The sequence below is a fragment of the Hoeflea sp. AS16 genome (genome assembly GCF_038900095.1).
GTDB lineage: Bacteria > Pseudomonadota > Alphaproteobacteria > Rhizobiales > Rhizobiaceae > Hoeflea.
Genome location: NZ_JBBMQQ010000003.1, coordinates 523,279 through 543,978 on the forward strand (window position 1 = coordinate 523,279; position 20,700 = coordinate 543,978).

Consider the following 20,700-nt stretch of genomic DNA (forward strand, 5'->3'; position numbering starts at 1 on the left):
GGCGAAACCGCCCCAGAGGCAGGTTTAACCTGCCGAAGATACAAAAAGGCCCGGCATTGCCGGGCCTTTCGCATTCCTGATGAGGAAAAATTCTAGTTGTCTTCTTCTTCTTCCGGCTCGGTGCGCTTCATCGAAGTCAGCTTGGCAAAGACCGCATCTGCGTCGATCTCCTTCTCGCCGTCTTCCTCGAGCGGCATTGCCGATTCGGTTTCGCGGGCAGATACCAGAACGCTGTCATGTTCCGACCCGGCGAGTGCGCCACGGTTCTTGGAAGCGCGTTCGACTTCGAGATCGAGATCGATCTGGGTGCAGAGCCCCAGGGTCACAGGATCCATCGGTGTCAGGTTGGCGGCGTTCCAGTGGGTGCGGCCGCGGATCTGTTCGATGGTCGACTTGGTGGTGCCGACCAGGCGCGAAACCTGCGCGTCCTTGAGTTCGGGATGGTTGCGCACCAGCCAGAGGATGGCATTGGGCCGATCCTGGCGCTTGGAAACCGGGGTATAGCGCGGTCCCTTGCGCTTGGCTTCGGGAACGCGAACCTTTGGTTCCAGCAATTTCAGCCTGAGTTCGGGGTTGGCTTCCGCGGCGGCGATGTCTTCGCGCGAGAGCTGTCCGGTGCCAATCGGGTCGAGGCCCTTGATGCCTTGAGAGGCTTCGCCGTCGGCGATCGCCTTCACCTCGAGCGGGTGAAGTTTGCAAAACTGCGCGATCTGATCGAAGCTCAATGCAGTGTTGTCAACGAGCCAGACGGCGGTCGCCTTAGGCATGAGAAGCTGCTGTGCCATGAATACAATCCTCCTGTCCGTCCGCTCCGGGGGCGCGGGCCGTGGATGAAACCACCATTTCCGGGAAATCGGCGTTCTTATAACCGCAAGCCCGTTTAATTGCAATTGTTGCTGCATGGTTTCGCAAACCGGCCCATTGTCTAATTGCAGCAATGATTTGCGCTGGTATTAATGGTCGTCATGGAAGTCGGGTTGCGTTTAAATTGTTGTCAGGCGTATGCCCGTTAGTGAGGAGGTCCCAATGTCGCAGAAAACCTACAAAGTCCTGAAAGACGCCAAATCCCGCGCGTTGATTGATGATGAAACCTACCAGAAATGGTATCAGGAAAGCATCAAGGATCCGGACAAGTTCTGGGGCAAGCACGGCAAGCGAATCGACTGGTTCAAGCCTTATACCAAGGTCAAGAACACCAGTTTTACCGGCAAGGTGGACATCAAGTGGTTCGAAGACGGCCTGACCAATGTGTCCTACAACTGCATTGACCGCCACCTGGAAAAGCGTGGCGATCAGGTCGCGATCATCTGGGAGGGAGACAATCCCTATGATGACAAGAAGATCACCTATCGCGAACTTTACGACCAGGTTTGCCGGCTCGCCAATGTGATGAAATCGAATGGTGTGAAGAAGGGTGACCGGGTCACCATCTACATGCCGATGATTCCGGAAGCAGCCTATGCGATGCTCGCCTGTACCCGCATCGGTGCAATTCATTCGATCGTTTTCGGCGGGTTTTCGCCGGATGCGCTCGCCGGGCGAATCAGCGACTGCGAATCAACCTTTGTGATCACGGCCGATGAAGGCCTGCGCGGCGGCAAGAAAGTACCGCTCAAGCACAACACCGATCTGGCCATTGAAATTGCCCAGCGCGATGGCGTCGTCGTCAAGAACGTGCTGGTGGTGCAGCGGACCGCCGGGAAGATCGAGTGGTTTGAAGACCGCGACATCTGGTACCACGAGGCAGTGGCAGCGGCGAAGCCGGATTGCCCGCCGGCCAAGATGAAGGCCGAGGATCCGCTTTTCATCCTCTACACGTCCGGTTCGACCGGAAAGCCCAAGGGCGTTCTGCACACCACCGGCGGTTATCTGGTCTACGCCGCGATGACCCATGAATATGTCTTCGACTATCACGAGGGCGATATCTACTGGTGCACCGCCGATGTCGGCTGGGTCACGGGGCACTCCTACATTGTCTACGGGCCGCTCGCCAACGGCGCCACCACGCTGATGTTCGAAGGTGTGCCGAACTTCCCGTCACCGAGCCGCTTCTGGGATGTGGTCGACAAGCACCAGGTCAACATCTTCTACACCGCGCCGACCGCAATCCGCGCGCTGATGGGCGCGGGCGACGAGCACGTCAAGAAATCCTCGCGCAAATCGCTGCGGACACTGGGATCGGTGGGTGAACCGATCAATCCGGAAGCCTGGGTCTGGTATTACAACGTTGTCGGCGAGGCGAGATGCCCGATTGTCGACACCTGGTGGCAGACCGAGACCGGCGGCATCATGATCTCGCCGTTGCCGGGCGCTACCGATCTCAAGCCCGGATCGGCGACACGGCCGTTCTTCGGTGTGCTGCCGGAGCTGGTCGACAGTGACGGCGATGTGCTTGAAGGCACCGCAGAGGGCAACCTGTGCATCACCGATTCCTGGCCGGGGCAGATGCGCACGGTCTATGGCGACCATGAGCGGTTCATCCAGACCTATTTCTCCACCTACAAGGGGAAATACTTCACCGGTGACGGCTGCCGCCGCGACGAGGACGGTTACTACTGGATCACCGGCCGCGTTGACGACGTCATCAACGTCTCGGGTCACCGGATGGGAACCGCGGAAGTGGAAAGTGCACTGGTGTCCCACGATGCCGTCTCGGAGGCCGCCGTCGTCGGTTATCCGCATGACGTCAAGGGCCAGGGGATCTACTGCTACATCACGCTGATGGCGGGCCAGGAAGGCGATGATGCGCTGCGCAAGGCGCTGGTTGCCCATGTGCGCCAGGAAATCGGCCCGATCGCCTCGCCGGACAAGATCCAGTTCTCGCCGGGTCTGCCGAAAACCCGCTCGGGCAAGATCATGCGCCGGATTCTGCGCAAGATCGCGGAGGATGAATTCGGCGCGCTGGGTGATACCTCGACGCTTGCCGATCCGAGCGTTGTCGATGACCTGATCGCAAACCGGCAGAACAAGAAGGGCTGATTTTTCAGCATCCTGATCGAGAGGCCCGCCTGGCAGATCCGGGCGGGCCTTTCTCGTTCGGTAACCGGCTACTTGTCGGTGAATTCAGTCAGCAACTCTGCATAAAGCCCGGGATCGAGGATTTTTTCTCCGGTGTGCAGCAACCAGGGTTCGGCCTGCCGCGTCGGGTCCTGCAGGATGGTTCCGCAAGCGTCCACATAGCCACGAAAGATCCTGTATGTGGTGCAGCTGCCTTCAAAACCGCTGATCTCGAAGCCGCGATATCCGAGGTCCGGAAGCGGGGGCATCGCCCCCGGTTCGGCCGCGGAGAGACCTGAGACAAGCGAGACCATCGCAAGCGACTGTTCCACCCCGAGTTGCCATTGCGGGTTGGGCAGTCCCGAGAATATGTCCAGAATTACACGCAGATTCATCGGATTGTCCTGGGCCGGACCCCGGCAGCGCCGGAGCCCGGATGGTGGTTGTTGCCAAGTCTATCTGATCGTAACCCAACTGCCGGTGATCATATAGGTGCAAAAAGCGGTGTAGGGGCCGCGGTCGCAGGTCTTCGGATCGGCGATCGCATTGCCACTGCTGTCGGTGTTGCGCGCAGCCGTCTGGCCGGGTTTGTGCGACCAGCATCCGACATTGTCCTGCCGGTACCAGTGATAATCGCGTCCGGGCCATATCACCAGGGCGACATACCAGCCCTGGCCAGGTTTGAGCTGCCCGGCGAACCCTGCAGCGGGAATGAGCCCGTCGCTCTGGGCCGAAGGCTGAACGCCCTTGCAGGACAGTGCGGTGATCGGTTTCCCTGTCGCCCGGCCCGGCTGGGCGAAGGTGTTGGTGGCCTGATTGTTGGCGTAGTTGTAGCAATTGTTGTACGGCTGGCGGTTCGGCTGGTTCCAGAAACCCGGGTTGTAGGCGGGCGCGTCAGCCGCATTGCAGGGCGGGCATTTGACCTGGGTCTTGGCCAAGGTTTCAGCCCAGCCGATGCCGGACGTGCGCTCGAATTCCGCAAACAGGAGCGATTTCAGATCATCGTCGCGCAGTGCCTGACCCGAGAGTTCGATGAGCTGTTTCTCGATCTCGGGAAGGTCGTAAACCTGGAAGGTTTCCTCCGCTCCCCTGGACGCAAACAGCTCAGGCGTCTGCTTGTCCTGCCCGCCGATGTGGCTCACCCTGAAACCGCGGTATCCAAGCACCGATGGACGGGGCAATTCCGCCAGCCGGCTCTGGTTTGCCTCGAGGCCGGACAGGATGTTGCGGCTCTCGTCGTCTCCGATCACGAAACTCGGGTTTTCCAGACCCGAAAACATATCGACAGTTACTAGCAACGGCATGGCGGTTCTCCTCCCGTAAAGGTTTAGCGAGAACTGATAATACGCTCGAAATGCAATTTATGCTATTAAAATTGAATTTGTAAACGCAATAGGTGTGTCTCACAAAATCACCCGCGGTTTTCCTGAAACTCCCAATTCTTTGGATTTACTGCGTTTATTTGATTGTTCCGGTGATGTCGCGCACTCTGGAGGATCGGCGGAAATACCGCCCGGATAATGTCGTGAAAAGGGTTGGCAAGTGCCGGACTTTGTCTCACACTGATTGCGTCTTCAACAATTGAAAGGAGGTGATCCGATGTCGAGTGATTCCCAAAAGCCGGTTCGTACGATTCGGATTGCCGGACTTCGGAGCAGCCTCTGAAGAGCCGGGGATACTGGCAAGTCCCGATCCATTGCTGATGTGATCGGGCAGGCGTCCAACCGGCGCTGGAATTCACGAAGGCCACCCCTTGGGGGTGGCCTTTTTGATGTCTGCCTTCGTCCCGTTCAACCGGACCTATCCGGCGCATTGCGGCTTGTGGCGCCTGCCGCCCTGGTAGGGCCGGGCCAGTCCGCTCTCCAGCATGGCGGAGGCGACGTCGCGGGTTCCGGCCCTGATGTCGGCCAGCACCCTGCCATAGTACTTTCCGCCTGCGACATTGATCAGCTCGACTGTCGGGAAGCCTGTCACCAGCCGTTCAAGCTCATTGCGCGCCAAAAGTGCTGCGGCGCGCTGGTCTGCGCAGCGGGAGCGGCGCTCCGGTGTGTCGATGCCGCGCAGGCGGACCGATACGCGTACCGCATGTCCGGGCCAGGGATGGGCATCGACCTCGATGGTATCGCCGTCGATGATCCGTACGATTTGCGCGGAGACCGGCCCGGGGACGCTGCTCCATTGCCTTTCGGTCGCGCCAACGGTGTCGATCAGGCCCCAGGCGAGGCCAAGTGACAAAAGGAAGGCAAAGACCGGGCGCGAATCATTGAACATGGATGCGGAATATATTCCTATATCCCGGGTTGATCAACTGCAGGCGGCTCAGAAATCGATGGCGCGGCCGTTGATCTCCCAGTCGCCGAACCGGGCCGGGTCGGCACCGCCGCGTCCGCCGATTTCCCTTTCAGCCGCACGGGTTTGCAGATCCTGAGCCTTGCGCCGGGCTTCTGCTTCCGCCAGCGCACGCCGGGCCGCGGGGGTCAGGGGACGCTTCGGTGCAGTTTCCGCACCGTCAGCCTGATGCCCGGCTTGGTTTTCGGGCGGCTGGTTCATCGTGTCATCGGGATTGTCGTGTTTGCTCATGGGAGAGGTCTACCAGTCCGGCATCACATTGAAGATTAACTTGAAACAACCCATATCTAGCGCCACAAGCGACAAATTCCAAACCCTTGCGCCGGTTAAGGCAAAAGGCGCGAGGTCGCCGGAAAGGATGATACGCATGAACCTTGTTCGCACTGCTATGCTGATTGCCCTGATGACCGCCCTGTTCATGGGTGTTGGTTACATGATCGGTGGCACTGGCGGGATGATGATTGCCTTCGTTATCGCCGCTGCGATGAACCTGTTTTCCTACTGGAACTCGGACAAGATGGTGCTGCGCATGCACCATGCTGTCGAAGTGGATGCGCGGACAGCGCCGGAATTCTACCAGATCGTCGCCGATCTGGCGCAAAACGCCGGTCTGCCGATGCCGAAAGTCTATGTCATTCACAACCGGCAGCCGAACGCGTTTGCGACCGGCCGCAATCCCCAGAACGCAGCGGTGGCCGCTTCGGTCGGCCTGCTCGAAAGTCTGAGCAACGAGGAAGTCGCGGCTGTCATGGCGCATGAGCTGGCGCATGTGCAGAACCGCGATACGCTGATCATGACGATCACGGCGACGCTGGCGGGTGCCATTTCCATGCTGGGCAATTTTGCGCTGTTTTTCGGCGGCAATCGCGATAACAACAATCCGTTCGGCTTCATTGGGGTTCTCGTGGCGATGATTGTGGCGCCTTTTGCGGCGATGCTGGTGCAGATGACGATCAGCCGGACCCGCGAATATGCTGCCGACAGGCGCGGCGCGGAAATATGTGGTAATCCGCTCTGGCTGGCCTCGGCACTGCGGAAGATTGCAATGGGCGCCAGCCGTGTCGTCAACGAAGATGCCGAACGCAATCCGGCGACGGCGCACATGTTCATTATCAATCCGCTGAATGGTCAACGCATGGACAGTTTGTTTTCTACCCACCCGGCAACGGAAAACCGCATCGCGGCACTGGAAGCGATGGCTGCGGAGATGGCAGCGCCCTCGCCCCGCCGCCCGGCGCGTCCTGGCAGCACTTCGGTTCCCCGGTCCGGGCCGTGGGGCCGTGACGGTTCAACCCGCAAGGGGCCCTGGTCTTGACCGGTCCACGGCCGGCCGGGCAGCGCAAGAGAGATCACAAGCCACACAATCGCCGCGATCCGGCCGATCTGAAGCCGGGGCTTGCGGCCCGCCAGGCGGCTGCACGGTTGTTGTCGGCAGTCACCGAAAGCCGCGCCTCGCTGGACGGACTTCTCGATCCGGCTGGCGGCAACCCGGCATTTACCGGGCTTGGTGATCAGGACCGGCTTCTGGTTCGGGCCATTTTGCTGTCGGCGCTGCGCCATCTTCAGGTCATCGACGCCTTCATCGACCGGCTGGTCGACAATCCGTTGCCCGAGGGCGCAAAGGCCCTGCGGCAAGTGCTGCGGGTCGGCGCGGCGCAGATCCTGTATCTCGACGTGCCCGATCGTGCAGCGGTTGATCTGGCCGTGACCCAGGCGGATTCCGATCCGCGCAATCGCCGTTTTGCCGGCCTCGTCAATGCCCTGCTGCGCCGGATGGCGCGGGAGAAAGACGAGTTGCTGCCGAAAGTTGCGGCGTCGACGCCGGACTTCCCCGAATGGTTTGAAAGCCGGCTTCGCAAGTCTTATGCGGCGGATGCCGAGGCAATCCTCGATATCCTGTCCGAGCCTCCCGCAATCGACCTGACGGTCAAGGAAGACGCGGCGGGCTGGGCCGGGCGGCTTGGCGGCGTTGTGCTGCCGACGGGCTCTGTTCGCATCGGCCGGCCGGAAGGCCCGGTATCGGGGCTGGAAGGCTACGATGACGGCGGCTGGTGGGTTCAGGATGCCGCGGCCAGTCTTCCCGCGCAGTTGTTTTCAAGGCTCGAAGGGCTGGAAATCGTCGATCTCTGTGCGGCTCCGGGCGGCAAGACCGCACAGCTGGCGCTGGCAGGGGCCAGGGTGACGGCGTGTGATCAGTCGGCGACACGGCTCGAGCGCTTGCGGGGCAACCTGGCGCGGCTCGGGTTTGACGTCGCCACGCAATTGAGCCGCGCCCAGGACCTGGTTGCACCCGGTGGTTTTGACGGTGTGCTGCTCGATGCGCCCTGCTCATCGACCGGAACAGTGCGGCGCCATCCCGATATTCCCTACACAAAGGGACCGGACGACATCATGCGGCTGGCCCGGGTGCAGCGCGATCTGCTCGATCATGCGGCCGGTCTTGTCCGTCCCGGCGGTGAACTGGTGTTTTCCAACTGCTCGCTTGATCCCGAAGAAGGCGAAGAGATGGTGGCGGGCTTTCTTGCCGACCATCCGGCCTGGCAGATCAGGCCGGTTGACCCGGCGCGCTGGCCGGGGCTTGAAGCCGCAATCACCGCGAAGGGCGAAATCAGGACCCATCCGGCGATGCTGGGCAACGAGGATCCGCGACTTGCCGGGCTTGACGGCTTCTATGCCGTGGTGTTGGTCCATCCGTAAGCAGACCACATGTTAAAGCCGGCTCGCGGGATGGCAATTTCGACTGCTCTCCGACAGGTTCACTTTAGCGACAGTTGAACAATCAAGTGTCTGTGTTACGATTCTCGTCCGGTGGAGGGCCGGGACCCGGTTTCAGGAATTCCCGATTGGCATTTTCAATTCTCGATTCGCAACGTGCAGGGCAGTTGTATGGAACAGAGATCTGGCGGCGGTTTGCGCGCCGGATCGCTTTGGGCCGAATCAATGCCTTGCGGTTTACCGGCGGGACCCCGGACCGGCTGGTCGTGGCGCCGATAGATCTGCGCATTGCCGATCCGCACATTGCCGAGGAAATCTATTCCGGCCGTTTCGCCATGGGCGGCAGCATGATCGACACGGCCGGGGGAAGCCCGTTCCAGATCGAGGTTGCGAACGAATCGTTCAACCGCAGCCTTCACGGGTTTGGCTGGCTCCGGCATATGCGTGCAGCCGATCACGACCTGGCTTTCGCCAATGCCCGGGCGCTGGTGGATGACTGGATCGCGGTGGAAGGGCGTGAGCTTGCAGGGCTTGCCTATGAGCCCGATGTGCTGGCCAACCGGCTGATCGCCTGGTTTTCGCATTCGCCGATCGTGCTGCGCGGTGCCGATCACGGCTTTTACCGCCGGTTTCTCAAGAGCATCGCGCTGCAAACGCGGTATCTGAAGCATGTGGCGGGGACCATGCCGGGTGATGCCACCCGCTTCAAGGCCCGGATTGCGCTGGCGATGGCAAGCTTGTGCCTGCCTTCCAGTGCCGGGGCGGTGCGGACTGCGGCGCGCAATCTCGACAGGGAAATCGAAGGCCAGATCCTGCCCGATGGCGGGCATGTTTCACGCAATCCGATGGTTCTGATCGAGTTGCTGACAAACCTGCTGCCGCTGAAGCAAACCTACATCAATCTGGGTCAGAAACCGCCGCGCAACATGGTTGCGGGGATGGACCGGATGTTTTCGGCCTTGCGGTTTTTCCGCCATTCCAACGGCGAACTGGTTCTGTTCAACGGGGCGTCGGCCGTTTCCGCGGACCGGCTTCTGGGTGTGTTGCGTTATGACGAGACTTCCGGCACCGCGTTCCGGGAAATGCCGCATTCGCGCTATCAGAGACTGTCGGGAGGCAATGTCGTGCTGGTTGCCGATACCGGTCCTCCGCCCAAGGGGATCCTGTCGAGCGAGGCACATGCGGGATGTCTTTCGTTCGAGCTTTCCTCGGGTGCGAACTGTTTTATCGTCAATGCCGGCGCGCCGGTGATTTCGCATACGCCCTATGCCGATTTCGCGCGAATGACCGCTGCCCACAGCACCGTCACACTGGATGACCGGTCATCCCTGAGTTTCTCGCATTCGCCGTTCCTCGGCCCGATTGTCACCGGCGGCGTACGCAGGGTGACGGTGCGACCGCTTGACGAAGAGGGCAAGCATCAGGGCTTTGACGCGACCCATGACGGATATGTTGGCAGCCTGAAGCTTGTGCATCGCCGCAAGGTCAGATTGCTCGCATCAGGCCACGAGGTGCAGGGCCGGGACCAGATCCTCAGGCCCGATGAAAGCGAGCCCAATCCGGAAGACCGGACCGTGGCGGTGGCGCGGTTTCATGTCCATCCGACGATCTCGGTTGCCCAGGACGAGGATGGCGTGGTTCATCTGACCGCCGGGGACGGGGAATCCTGGGCTTTTGTCGGGCGAGATCTTATCCCGCAGGTCGAGGAAGACGTGTATTTTGCCGACCTTGCCGGCGCCCGGACCAGCAAGCAGATCACGCTGGAATTCACAGTCGGCGATCAATCGCAGATTGACTGGAAGCTGATCCGCACCACCCTGCCGAGGGCATAGAACCGCTCATCCGCTGCGTGCCGAACCCGGATTTGCTCCACAGATAAGCCCAATTGCGTGTTTTATCAGCCTTCGGCCTGTGTTAACGCATCCTCGCCGCCGGGCTGATGCGGCTGTTTTCGAAGGATTTTCCATATGGCTGTCGTCTCCAAGAACCATCCTGTGCCGGATCTGGTGCACATTCGCCGTGCCTTGCTGTCGGTCTCCGACAAAACCGGGCTGGTGGAATTCGCGCGTGGCCTCGCCGAGCTTGGCGTGGAACTGGTGTCCACCGGCGGCACCCGGGCGGCACTTGAAGCGGCAGGGCTTGCGGTCCGCGATGTTTCGGATCTGACCGGATTTCCGGAAATCATGGATGGCCGGGTCAAGACGCTGCATCCGGGCGTTCACGGCGGTTTGCTGGCGATCCGGGCCGACGAGGAACACCGTTCGGCGATGCAGGCGCATGATATTGCCGAGATCGACCTGGCGGTGGTCAATCTCTACCCGTTCGAGCAGACCGTGGCAGGCGGCGCCGATGCCGCGACGATTGTCGAGAATATCGATATCGGCGGACCGGCGATGATCCGGGCATCGGCGAAAAACCACGCCTATGTAACCGCAATCACCGACCCTGAGGACTACAACCGCGTGCTCGAAACGCTGCGCAGCCATGACGGCTCGGTTCCTTTGGCGCTGCGCCGTGAACTTGCAGCGCTGGCGTTCGCTCGGACCGCGGCCTATGACGCGGCGGTTTCGGGATGGTTCGCAACGGATCTCTCGCTTGAGGCGCCGCGGCACCGTGCCTTTGGCGGCCGCTTGCTGGACGTGATGCGCTATGGCGAGAATCCGCACCAGGCGGCAGCGTTCTATTCCAATGGCGAGCAGCGTCCCGGTGTGGCCACCGCGAAGCTCCTGCAGGGCAAGCAGCTGTCCTACAACAACATCAACGATACAGATGCGGCGTTCGAGCTGGTCAGCGAATTCGATCGCGACCGTGCGGCCTGCGCCATCATCAAGCATGCAAATCCCTGTGGCGTCGCAGTCGGCGAAAACCTGGTTGAGGCTTATCGCCGGGCGCTTGAATGCGACCAGACTTCGGCGTTCGGCGGCATCATTGCGCTCAACCGCACCCTCGATGCGGAGACCGCAAGCGAAATCGTCAAGCTGTTCACCGAAGTGATCATCGCTCCGGATGCCAGCGAAGAGGCAAAAGAAATCCTGTCGGCCAAGAAAAACCTGCGGCTGATGGTGACCGGCGAACTGGCGGATCCGCGCCAGCCGGGCCTCACGGTCAAGACGGTTGCCGGCGGGTTGCTGGTGCAGGGCCGCGACAACGGCATCGTTCTGCCTGAAGATTTCAAAGTGGTGACCAAGCGGGCGCCCGATGCGCGCGAACTCGCCGATCTGGGCTTTGCCTTCCGCGTCGCCAAGCACGTCAAATCCAACGCCATTGTCTATGCGCTCAACGGTGCCACTGTCGGAATCGGTGCGGGCCAGATGAGCCGCGTCGATTCGGCCCGGATCGCGGCGCGCAAGGCGGTCGATGCAGCGGATGCGCTGGGCTTGGCAGCGCCGCTGACCAAGGGCAGCGTCGTGGCATCGGACGCGTTCTTCCCGTTCGCGGACGGTTTGCTGTCGGCGATCGAGGCCGGCGCCACGGCGGTGGTGCAGCCGGGCGGCTCGATGCGGGACCAGGATGTGATCGATGCAGCCGATGCAGCCGGTATCGCGATGGTGTTTACCGGAATGCGGCATTTCCGCCATTGATGGCCTGACGGACACCCGGCGCAGCTGTTCGGGTGGTCTGGTCTAAGCTTTGCGGCGCGGCTGGTCGGCCGGGTAAGGCGTGGTCCAGAGAACGATCAGGCCGACCGCGAAGAAGATGGTGATGGTTGCCATGCCGAGACGCGCCGATCCGCTGAGAGCGGTGACTGTGGCGACCAGGAAGGGTGCCGTGAAACTGGTGGCGCGGCCTGCCAGCGCGTAAATGCCGAAATAGCGGCCGGCTTCGTCCTCGGTTACACTTCGGGCCATATAGGCGCGCGACGAGGCCTGCACCGGGCCAAAGGCAATTCCGATCAGCAGACCGAAGGTGATGTAGGCTTTCTCGGCCGATGTTCCGAACAGTCCGCCGGTGTCTCCGTCGCCGAAAGGCAGCGCCCCGAACAGGGTAAAGCCCGGTCCGGTCGAAACGATGCCCAGCGTGGCGATCAGCAACAGCAGGATAGCGATCAGCACGACCAGCTTGGATCCGAGCTGGCTGTCGAGCCGGCTTGCATAGAGGCATGAAAAGATCGCGACCACATTGAGCATGATGCCGTAAACGCCGATCTCGGTGATCGACCATCCGAACATCGCGGCAGCAAAACCACCGCCCAGGGCCAGCAACGCGTTGACGCCATCCTGGTAGATCATTCGTGCAATCAGAAACCGGAATATGCCCGAGCGCTGGCGCACTTCCCCCAGCGTTGACCTCAGTTCGGCCAGACCATCGCGCACGGCCCCCTTCAGCGCCCTGCGTCCACCCGCGTCCGGGGTGAACAGGAACATCGGCAGGATAAAGACGGCGTACCAGAGCGCCGAGATCGGTGCTGAAGCACGAGCGTCTTCGCCCTGCAGCGGATCGAGGCCAAACAACGGATCGATGCCGATCAGTGTTTTGCCGGTTTCCGGCGATGCGGCGAGAAAGGCGATGATGAAGATCAGCACAATCATGCCGCCGAGATAGCCCAGCCCCCAGGCAAGATTGGAAACACGGCCGATATCGGCCTTCGGCACCAGCCGCAGCAGCATGGAATCATTGAAGACGATGGAGAATTCCGCTGCCACCGAGGCCAGGGTGAAGAGCATGACGACAGCGACGATATTGGAGCCGGGAGCCGCGAACCACAATCCGCACAGCGCCACGATCTTGATGACGGCAAAGAATGCAATCCAGGGTTTGCGCGGCCCGGTCTGGTCGGCAATCGAGCCGAGCAGCGGGGAGAACAGGGCAATCAACAAGCCGCCTGCGGCAATGCCGTAGCCCCAGGCAGCCTGGCCGGTTGCCGGGTCGCTGGCCATGCGGCTGATGAAGTAGGGACCGAAGATGAAGGTTGTGACGACCGTGAAGAACGGCTGCGCCGCCCAGTCAAACAACATCCATCCCCATACTCCACGGCGCTCGACAACGGGTGCGGGCGGCAATCCGGTTACATCAGTCATCTTGCTGCCCTTTTTCAGCCCGGTATCGGTTCACGCTCGCAGGGATCGAGCAAGATCGCTCAGCATGCCGGCGGCGACCGTGAGTTTTGCCACGGACAATTCACCGCTGTCGGTCAGCGTCAGGATCTGACCCCGGACGTGGGCGATGCGCTCCTTGTTGGCCTTGAGCCATTCCTCGGCAGGGTTTGCAGCTTTCGGATTGCTGTCGAGTGCTGCGCCGGAAATGATCCTGCGGGCCTGGGAGATCTCGTCGAGGCTGCGCGCCAGCGCCAGGCCCTCGAAGTGATCCGAGACCGGGATGCGGTCCACTGCCGCGGCAATCCGGCCAAGCTGGAATGCTTCGGTGACGGCAAAGAATGCCTGTGTTGCCCGGCCGAGGTCCGCATTTGAATGCGCGGCGAGATGGCAGATGTCGGGCGCCAGCGTCAGTGCTCCCAGTCCGGCGATGCGGGTTGCCAGTTCGAGCGGAACCGACTGGGCAACGAGGTCATCGCGGGCCTGTTCGGCTTCGTGGAGCATGAAATCAGGCATCGCCGCGGACAGCTTGCCGTCAAGCTTGGCAATGCTTTCCTGCATTGTCTTGACAGCCGTGCCGAGGTCGCCCTGCGCCGCGCCGGTCTTGAGCGCCCAGCCGGTTACATTCTTCAGCGTGTCGCCGATCCGGGCGTAGAGCTCGTTCTGCACCGCGCCTGGCACCTTGGTGTCGAGATCATCAACCTGGGCATAGAGCTGGTTGAGCGAGAGCCCGTCGCGGGCAAGAACGAAGGCCTTGACGATTTCAGCGGCAGTGGCGCCGGACTTGTCGCCCATGCCAATGACAAATGCAGGCCCGCCGCGGTTGATCGCATCGTTGCCGAGCAGGGTCGAGATGATCTCGCGCCGCAGCCTGTGGCTGGCAATGTCTTCCGCGTGCGGCTTCTGCATTTTCTTAGGGAAATAGGATTTCAGGGTCTCGTCGAAATAGGGATCGTCCGGCAGGGTGCTGGCGACGATTTCATCGAACAGCACCAGCTTGGCGTAGGAGAGCAGCACCCCGATTTCGGGCCGGGTCAGGGCGTGACCGGCCGCTACCCGTTCTGCGACCGCCACATCGTCCGGGAGATCCTCGACCTTGCGGTTGAGCAGGCCGCGAGATTCGAGATTGCCCATCACCCTGTTGAGTTCGCCGACGCCGGAAATCCCCTCGGCCTGGGCAATCGATATGGACAGTGTCTGCAGGTAGTTGTTGCGCAGCACCAGTTCGGCGACTTCATCGGTCATCGTCGCAAGCAGGGTGTTGCGCTTGGCCCGGGTGAGCCTGCCTTCGCGCATGGCGTTTGCCAGCGCGATCTTGATGTTGACCTCGACGTCGGAGGAGTTGACGCCGGCGGAGTTGTCGATCGCATCGGAGTTGCAGCGCCCGCCGTTCAGGGCATAGGCGATGCGGCCCTTCTGGGTGACGCCCAGATTGGCGCCCTCGCCGATTACCTTGGCGCGGACCTGGCGGGCATGGATGCGGATTGCGTCGTTTGCGCGGTCCCCGACATCGGCGTCATTCTCACCGGCGTCCTTGATGTAGGTTCCGATGCCGCCGAACCACAGCAGATCGGTTTCCATCGACAGGATTGCCGTCATGATGTCCTGCGGCGTGGCCTTGCCGGGCCGAAGTCCGATCACGGCGGCGGCCTCGGGCGTCAGCTCGACCGATTTCAGCGAGCGCGGAATGATCATGCCGCCCTTCGAGAGCTTCGAGGTGTCGTAATCCTGCCAGCTTGAGCGGCCCAGCTCGAACAACCGGCTTCGCTCGGCAAAGCCGACGGCGCAATCGGGATCCGGATCGATGAAGATGTCGCGGTGATCAAAGGCGGCCAGCAGCCTGATCTGTGTCGACAGGAGCATACCGTTGCCGAACACGTCGCCGGACATGTCGCCGACGCCCGCGGCGGTGAAGGGCGTTGTCTGGATATCGATGTTCATCTCGCGGAAATGCCGTTTCACAGCTTCCCAGGCACCGCGCGCGGTGATTCCCATCTTCTTGTGGTCATAGCCGGCAGAGCCGCCGGAGGCGAAGGCGTCATCGAGCCAGAAATCCTGCTCCTGGCTGAGTGCGTTGGCCGTGTCGGAGAATGTGGCTGTGCCCTTGTCCGCGGCCACCACGAAGTAAGGATCGTCCGCATCATGGCGGACAGTGTTGGCCGGCGGGATGATGGCGTCGCCGACGATGTTGTCGGTGACAGAGAGCAAGGTGCGGATAAACAGCTTGTAGGCGTCGCGCCCGGCTTCGAATACCGCATCGCGGCCGCCTTCAACGGGCAGCTTCTTGGGGTAGAAGCCACCCTTGGCGCCGACCGGCACGATGACCGCGTTCTTGACCTGCTGTGCCTTGACCAGGCCGAGCACTTCGGTGCGGTAATCCTGCGCCCGGTCGGACCAGCGAAGCCCGCCGCGGGCGACGGGGCCGAAGCGCAGGTGAACGCCCTCGACTTGCGAACCGTAGACAAAAATCTCGCGGAAAGGCTTTGGCTCCGGAATGCCTTCGAGTCTCTTGGGGTCAAGCTTGATGGCCAGAGCCGGACGGGGCGCACCGTCGGGGCCGGTCTGGAAGTAGTTGGTTCTCAGCGTGGCTTCGATTGCATTGACGTAGCGACGGAGAATGCGGTCATCATCCAGACTCGGGACCTCGGCCAGCGCGGCTTCGATCTCTTCGGTCAGGTTGGTGTCCTGTTCCGCGCGCTCGGTATTGTTAAGCGCAATATCGAACCGGATCCGGAACAAATTGAACAGTTGGGCGGCAATGGCCGGATGATGGTTGAGACTTCTGGCAATGTATTCCTGTGAATAGGCGATGCCTGCCTGGCGCAGGTAGCGGGCGTAGGCCCGCAGCACAGTGGCTTCGCGGACTGTCAGGCCGGCATTGGTGACAAGGCGGTTGTAGCTGTCATTGTCGGTATTGCCGTGCCAGACCGAGAGGAAGGTTTCTTCAAGCCGCTCGCCGTCGAGGGCCAGATCAATGCCGCGCTTGTCCTCATGGATGATTTCCATGTCGTGCAGCACAACGGTGCTCGAGACGCCTTGCTTCTCGTCGAGGAAGATCTCGTGCGTCTGTTCGCTGATTACCTTGAAGCCGAGGTTTTCCAGCAGCGGAACCCGGCGCGACAGGGCCACCGGTTCGCCGGCGTGAAAGATCTTCAACGCCAGATGATCATCCGACATGCCCTGGCCGCGATAGAACGCGATCTGGATGGCGCCGGTGTCCTTGCAGGCGATGATGTTGTCGAGGTCGGCCAGCGCTTCTTCGGGCTGGAACCGTTCCTTGTAGGACTGGCTGACGCTCATCCGCTCGGAACGGGTACCGCCGATGGCGCGGAACTGGTCCTCCCAGCGGGTGACGATGGAGCGGATGTCGCGTTCAAGCTGTTCCTGCGGGATTTGCGGTGTCTTGCCCTCGGAACGGCCGATGATGAAGTGAACCCGGGCGACGCCGCCCTCGGGGAAAGCCGGGTAGTAAGCCGACACACGACCATTGTAGACCGTCTTGAAATAATCGCCGATGCGCTCGCGGGCGATGGAATCGTACTGATCGCGCGGCACATAGACAATGAGCGACACAAACCGGTCGAACCGGTCGATCCGGGGCAGCACGCGGACGCGCGGCCGGTCTGCCAGTTCGTTGATCTGCATGCAGAACCGCGCCAGCAGATGGCTGTCTATCTGGAACAGGTCGTCGCGCGGGTAGGATTCCAGCGTGTTGAGCAGCAGCTTGCCGGAATGGCTTTCCGGATCGAAGCCGAACTCGGAGACGACGGCCTGCACCTTCGAGCGCAGCAACGGAATCTTGGTGACCGATCTGGTGTAGGCGGTGGAGGTGAAAAGCCCGACGATGCGCAATTCGCCGACCACCTTGCCCTTCGAGTTGAAGCGCTTGATGCCGATGTAATCCATATAGGTGCGGCGGTGAATGACCGAGCGGACATTGGCCTTGGTGATGATCAGGAAATCCGGCCCCTGGAGGAAATCGAGGATTTCCGGTGTGGTGGTGACCTGATCCTTGCCGAGCCGCAGGACGAGCACGTCCGGATCCGACAGGATGCCGAGACCCTCGGTCGAGGCGCGGCTCAGTTCAGCCGACTTGCCGTCGCCGGTGTAGACATATTCGCGCATGCCCAGGAAGGTGAAATTGTTGTCGCGCAGCCAGGCAATGAAGGCCAGGGCTTCCTGGCGCGCCGGCTCGGTTTCCTTGTCGACATCGAGCGCCACGAGATCGGCGGCGCTGTGGTCGATCATCGCCAGCATGGATTTCCAGTCGCTGACGGCGGCCTGAACCTGGTCGAGCACATGGCGAACACGGGTGGTGAGGTCTTTTGCCGCGGCTTCGCTGAGCCGGGGCATGTGGATCTGGATATGGCTGACCCTCTGGGAGGGCTCGCTGCCGTCGCCATGGGAGAAAAGCACGGCCGGCTTCTTGCCGGAGATGACCAGGATGGGGTGCAGCGCCATCAGGATGTCGCGAATGTCCGAGGTGACCTCGCCCATTACCGAATCATACAGGAAGGGTTTGTTGAGTGTGGTGATCGCCAGAATCGAGGTGTCGCGACCGTCTTTCGTCGCCTGATCCGTGTCCACGAGGCTCAGCCGGGACGATTTTCCATCCCATGCGCGGACCTCGGATTCGGCCAGAACTGCTGCCGCAGCAAGGCTTTCTGCCGGAAAAAGGTCAAGATCGTCGGTGCTGACGCTGGAAAAGAGCACCTCGGGATTGATGTGCGGCTTCTTGCCTTTGGATGCAACCGCCGCTGTTTCCGCGATGAGTGTTTCCGACTTGCGGGTGTTTTTGACCCCCATCCCAATCCCTCCAAGACTTGATCTTTGGTCGAATCCTAGCAGAAGTGTGTATCAAAGCGACCCGATTTCGTGAACAAAACCAGTTATTGGAGGAATTTTGATGAAAAGCCCGCAAGAAGCCGTAACCGCACTGGATCTGGAGCAGGAAACGCCGTTGAGCGCGGAGATGACCGCGTATTTCGCCAAATGCCAGGACAAGCTCGGCATGGTGCCGAATGTGCTCAAGGCCTATGCCTTCAACAATGAAAAACTCGAGGCATTTGCCGCCTTCTACAATGACCTGATGCTGGCCGGCTCCAATCTGAGCAAGCTCGAGCGCGAACTGATCGCCGTGGCGGTCTCCTCGGTCAACAAGTGTTTCTATTGCCTGACAGCGCATGGTGCGGCGGTGCGGCAATTGTCCGGAAAGCCGGAGCTGGGCGAACAGATGGTGATGAACTACCGGGTGGCCGATCTCGAGCCGCGGCAGCTTGCAATGCTTGATTTTGCCATCCTGGTCACCGAGGATCCGGCCAGGATTGTCGAGGCCGACAGGCAGAAGCTGCGCGATGCCGGTTTTACTGACCGTGATATTTGGGATATCTCGGCAGTTGCGGCATTCTTCAACATGACAAACCGGATGGCGTCGGCAACGGACATGCGGCCAAATCCCGAGTATCACGGGCTTGCCCGCTGATCCGGCCGGATGAAAAATGACGGAGGACTCCGGTGCCCGGATCTGGAACCGGACCTGCCGTCCAGTGTGCAGCCTGGTGTCAGGCTGCATGTGACCGAACCGGGCCGGGAGCCCTCGTGATGAAAGACGATGAAACAGTTCGCCAGGCAAAACGCGCCCTCGACCGGCTTGGCGAGGAAGGCGGGCTGTCTGCCACTCCGGTGATGAAATCGGCGGCCAGCAGCGTGCGCGATCATTTTGCCGCCAGGGACGCCGACGGAGACGACAAGATCGAGATCTGGGGAACCCGGATCGCCCGCGGACTGGCGCTTGTGGCGTTTGCCGGGCTGTTGATGTGGATGATCGGCCAGGTGTGGCGATGAGTTCGCAAGGCGAGCGCAATCCCGATATCAGGCTGTCGGTCATCGTGATTTCCAGCCACGTGGTCCGGGGTTCTGTCGGCAACCGCGCGGCGGTTTTCGCGCTGGAAACGCTGGGTTTTCCGGTCTGGGCAGTGCCGACGGTGGTTCTGCCCTGGCATCCGGGACACTCGCGGGCGACCCGAATCGTGCCGTCAGCTGCAGACTTCTCGGCCCTGATCGATGATCTTTGCGGCTCTTCCTGGCTTGGCGAGGTTGGCGGCGTGCTCAGCGGCTATCTGGGTGACGCGGGGCAAGCCGCCGACGTGGCGCGCCTGGTGAGGGCCGTGCGAAAGGCAAATCCGGATGCGCTCTACATGTGCGACCCGGTGATTGGCGATACGAGCGGTCTTTACGTTCCCGAAGCCACCGCCACCGCGATTGCATCCCAACTGATCCCGATTGCCGATATCGCCACGCCGAACGTGCACGAACTTGCCTGGCTGTCGGGTGCGACGCTGAGCGATTCCGCATCGATGATGGCGGCGGCGGAAACCCTGGGTCCGGCGCGGGTTCTGGTTACCTCGGCGATCGCGATGATGGCAGGCAGCACCGGAAACCTGCTGGTCAGCGGCCGGCAATCGGTGATGGCCGAGCACCGCCTTATCCCCAATGCGCCCAATGGGCTGGGGGATCTGATGTCGGCTACTTTCTTTGCCCGGCTGCTGGAAGGCGTGCCGGAGGAAAAAGCCCTGCAGATGGCAACCGGTGCCGTGTTTGAAATCCTTGCGCGGACGGCGCGGCGCGGCGCCGACGAGCTGACGCTCGAGACCGACGCGCAAAGTCTGCGGACGCCGATGGCCATGGTCAACATGCGCCGGGTGATGTCGATGGCGGGCCGCAAGAAACCGTGAGGGACGTTTCTCCGTCCGACGAGGTTCTTGTCGGCGTGGACGGATGCCGGTCCGGCTGGATCGCGCTGGTGCTGCGCCCTTGCGACACGACGCCCGAGGTAACGATTTTCGTGCGCTTCGCCGATCTGGTGGCGGAGTTTGGCGCGGGTGCAATCATAGCGGTGGATATGCCGATCGGGCTGCCTGACAGGATTGGCGGATCGGGACGCGGACCGGAACAGGCCATCCGGCCCTATCTCGGGGCACGCCGGTCGAGCGTGTTTTCCATCCCTGCGCGGGCGGCGGTGGAGGCCGAAACCTATCGCGAGGCCTGCGATATGGCACAGAAATGCTCGGATCCGGCGAAAAAGGTTTCCAAACAGGCGTTCCATCTGTTCGGCAAGATCAGGGAGATCGATCAGCTGCTGCAGGCTGACGTCAGCTTGCGCGACCGCGTGATCGAGTGTCATCCGGAATTTGCCTTTTGCCGGCTCAACAACATGGTTCCGATGGCGACACCGAAAAAGATCCGCGGGGCGGTCAATCCGGAAGGCATTGCCGAGCGGGTGGAAGTGCTTGCGTCTCACGGGATTGATCGTGGTCTCTTTACCAAGGGTCCGCCGCGTGGGGCGGCCATGGATGATCTGCTTGATGCGAGCATCAATCTGCTGGTGGCCGGGCGTCATGCTGAGGGTTTGACAGAAACCTTTCCAGCCAGCCCGATGCGGGACAGGAACGGGATCCTGATCGCGATCCACGGCTGATCCGGCGGTCTCGCGAACCGCGAGGGCGAGACAAACCAGCCCTGGAGAGGTGGCTCAGCCCGTTCCCGCCGGCGATGGATTTGTTCACGCTGATATCGCGGTGATGCAAATGGTTGATTGATCTTCACC

General features: G+C 61.4%; 16 protein-coding genes. 9 read left to right on the forward strand and 7 right to left on the reverse strand.

Annotation, left to right across the window (positions count from 1 at the left end; genetic code table 11):
- Window positions 1–92: 92 nt before the first annotated feature.
- Window positions 93–785: a DUF1013 domain-containing protein gene (locus tag WNY80_RS10840; protein ID WP_342887375.1), complete on the reverse strand. Its 693-nt coding sequence runs from the start codon at window positions 783–785 to the stop codon at window positions 93–95.
- 241 nt (window positions 786–1,026) lie between these two features.
- Here WNY80_RS10840 and acs point away from each other — a divergent pair, with 241 nt between their 5' ends.
- The gene (acs, locus tag WNY80_RS10845) at window positions 1,027–2,979 is read left to right on the forward strand and encodes an acetate--CoA ligase (protein WP_342887376.1); all 1,953 of its coding nucleotides are present in this window, start codon (window positions 1,027–1,029) and stop codon (window positions 2,977–2,979) included.
- A gap of 68 nt (window positions 2,980–3,047) precedes the next feature.
- Here acs and WNY80_RS10850 read toward each other — a convergent pair whose 3' ends face one another.
- The 4 genes from WNY80_RS10850 to WNY80_RS10865 all read right to left on the reverse strand — a co-directional run bounded on the left by WNY80_RS10850 (window position 3,048) and on the right by WNY80_RS10865 (window position 5,547).
- Window positions 3,048–3,392 (reverse strand): hypothetical protein, encoded by a 345-nt coding sequence (locus WNY80_RS10850; RefSeq protein WP_342887377.1) that lies wholly within the window; start codon window positions 3,390–3,392, stop codon window positions 3,048–3,050.
- 60 nt (window positions 3,393–3,452) lie between these two features.
- The gene (locus WNY80_RS10855) at window positions 3,453–4,301 is read right to left on the reverse strand and encodes a hypothetical protein (protein WP_342887378.1); all 849 of its coding nucleotides are present in this window, start codon (window positions 4,299–4,301) and stop codon (window positions 3,453–3,455) included.
- 496 nt (window positions 4,302–4,797) lie between these two features.
- A complete protein-coding gene (locus WNY80_RS10860) occupies window positions 4,798–5,268 on the reverse strand; it encodes a thermonuclease family protein (protein ID WP_342887379.1) in 471 nt (156 codons plus the stop codon).
- A 48-nt stretch (window positions 5,269–5,316) separates the two neighbouring features.
- Window positions 5,317–5,547: a DUF1674 domain-containing protein gene (locus WNY80_RS10865; RefSeq protein WP_342887494.1), complete on the reverse strand. Its 231-nt coding sequence runs from the start codon at window positions 5,545–5,547 to the stop codon at window positions 5,317–5,319.
- Window positions 5,548–5,713: 166 nt separating this feature from the next.
- Between WNY80_RS10865 and htpX the strand changes: the two genes are divergently transcribed.
- The 4 genes from htpX to purH all read left to right on the forward strand — a co-directional run bounded on the left by htpX (window position 5,714) and on the right by purH (window position 11,642).
- A complete protein-coding gene (gene htpX / locus WNY80_RS10870) occupies window positions 5,714–6,661 on the forward strand; it encodes a zinc metalloprotease HtpX (protein WP_342887380.1) in 948 nt (315 codons plus the stop codon).
- A 68-nt stretch (window positions 6,662–6,729) separates the two neighbouring features.
- Window positions 6,730–8,043 carry an RsmB/NOP family class I SAM-dependent RNA methyltransferase gene (locus WNY80_RS10875; protein WP_342887495.1) on the forward strand — a complete coding sequence of 438 codons (1,314 nt, stop codon included), beginning with the start codon at window positions 6,730–6,732 and terminating at the stop codon, window positions 8,041–8,043.
- Window positions 8,044–8,189: 146 nt separating this feature from the next.
- Complete coding sequence (locus WNY80_RS10880; protein ID WP_342887381.1) at window positions 8,190–9,893, forward strand: heparinase II/III family protein; 1,704 nt, start codon at window positions 8,190–8,192, stop codon at window positions 9,891–9,893.
- A 135-nt stretch (window positions 9,894–10,028) separates the two neighbouring features.
- Window positions 10,029–11,642: a bifunctional phosphoribosylaminoimidazolecarboxamide formyltransferase/IMP cyclohydrolase gene (purH, locus tag WNY80_RS10885; protein WP_342887382.1), complete on the forward strand. Its 1,614-nt coding sequence runs from the start codon at window positions 10,029–10,031 to the stop codon at window positions 11,640–11,642.
- Between the two features lie 42 nt (window positions 11,643–11,684).
- Here purH and WNY80_RS10890 read toward each other — a convergent pair whose 3' ends face one another.
- Complete coding sequence (locus tag WNY80_RS10890) at window positions 11,685–13,079, reverse strand: MFS transporter (protein WP_342887383.1); 1,395 nt, start codon at window positions 13,077–13,079, stop codon at window positions 11,685–11,687.
- 30 nt (window positions 13,080–13,109) lie between these two features.
- The gene (locus WNY80_RS10895) at window positions 13,110–17,900 is read right to left on the reverse strand and encodes an NAD-glutamate dehydrogenase (RefSeq protein ID WP_342887384.1); all 4,791 of its coding nucleotides are present in this window, start codon (window positions 17,898–17,900) and stop codon (window positions 13,110–13,112) included.
- Between the two features lie 100 nt (window positions 17,901–18,000).
- Here WNY80_RS10895 and WNY80_RS10900 point away from each other — a divergent pair, with 100 nt between their 5' ends.
- From WNY80_RS10900 to WNY80_RS10915, 4 genes are all read left to right on the forward strand, one after another.
- On the forward strand, window positions 18,001–18,576 hold the full coding sequence (locus WNY80_RS10900; protein WP_342887385.1) for a peroxidase-related enzyme: 576 nt from the start codon (window positions 18,001–18,003) through the stop codon (window positions 18,574–18,576).
- A gap of 119 nt (window positions 18,577–18,695) precedes the next feature.
- Window positions 18,696–18,938 (forward strand): hypothetical protein, encoded by a 243-nt coding sequence (locus WNY80_RS10905; RefSeq protein ID WP_342887386.1) that lies wholly within the window; start codon window positions 18,696–18,698, stop codon window positions 18,936–18,938.
- Window positions 18,935–19,828, forward strand: coding sequence for a pyridoxal kinase PdxY (pdxY, locus tag WNY80_RS10910; protein ID WP_342887387.1), 894 nt, complete (start codon window positions 18,935–18,937; stop codon window positions 19,826–19,828). Before WNY80_RS10905 ends, pdxY begins: the two co-directional genes overlap by 4 nt.
- The gene (locus tag WNY80_RS10915) at window positions 19,825–20,571 is read left to right on the forward strand and encodes a DUF429 domain-containing protein (RefSeq protein WP_342887388.1); all 747 of its coding nucleotides are present in this window, start codon (window positions 19,825–19,827) and stop codon (window positions 20,569–20,571) included. Before pdxY ends, WNY80_RS10915 begins: the two co-directional genes overlap by 4 nt.
- Window positions 20,572–20,700 lie beyond the last annotated feature (129 nt).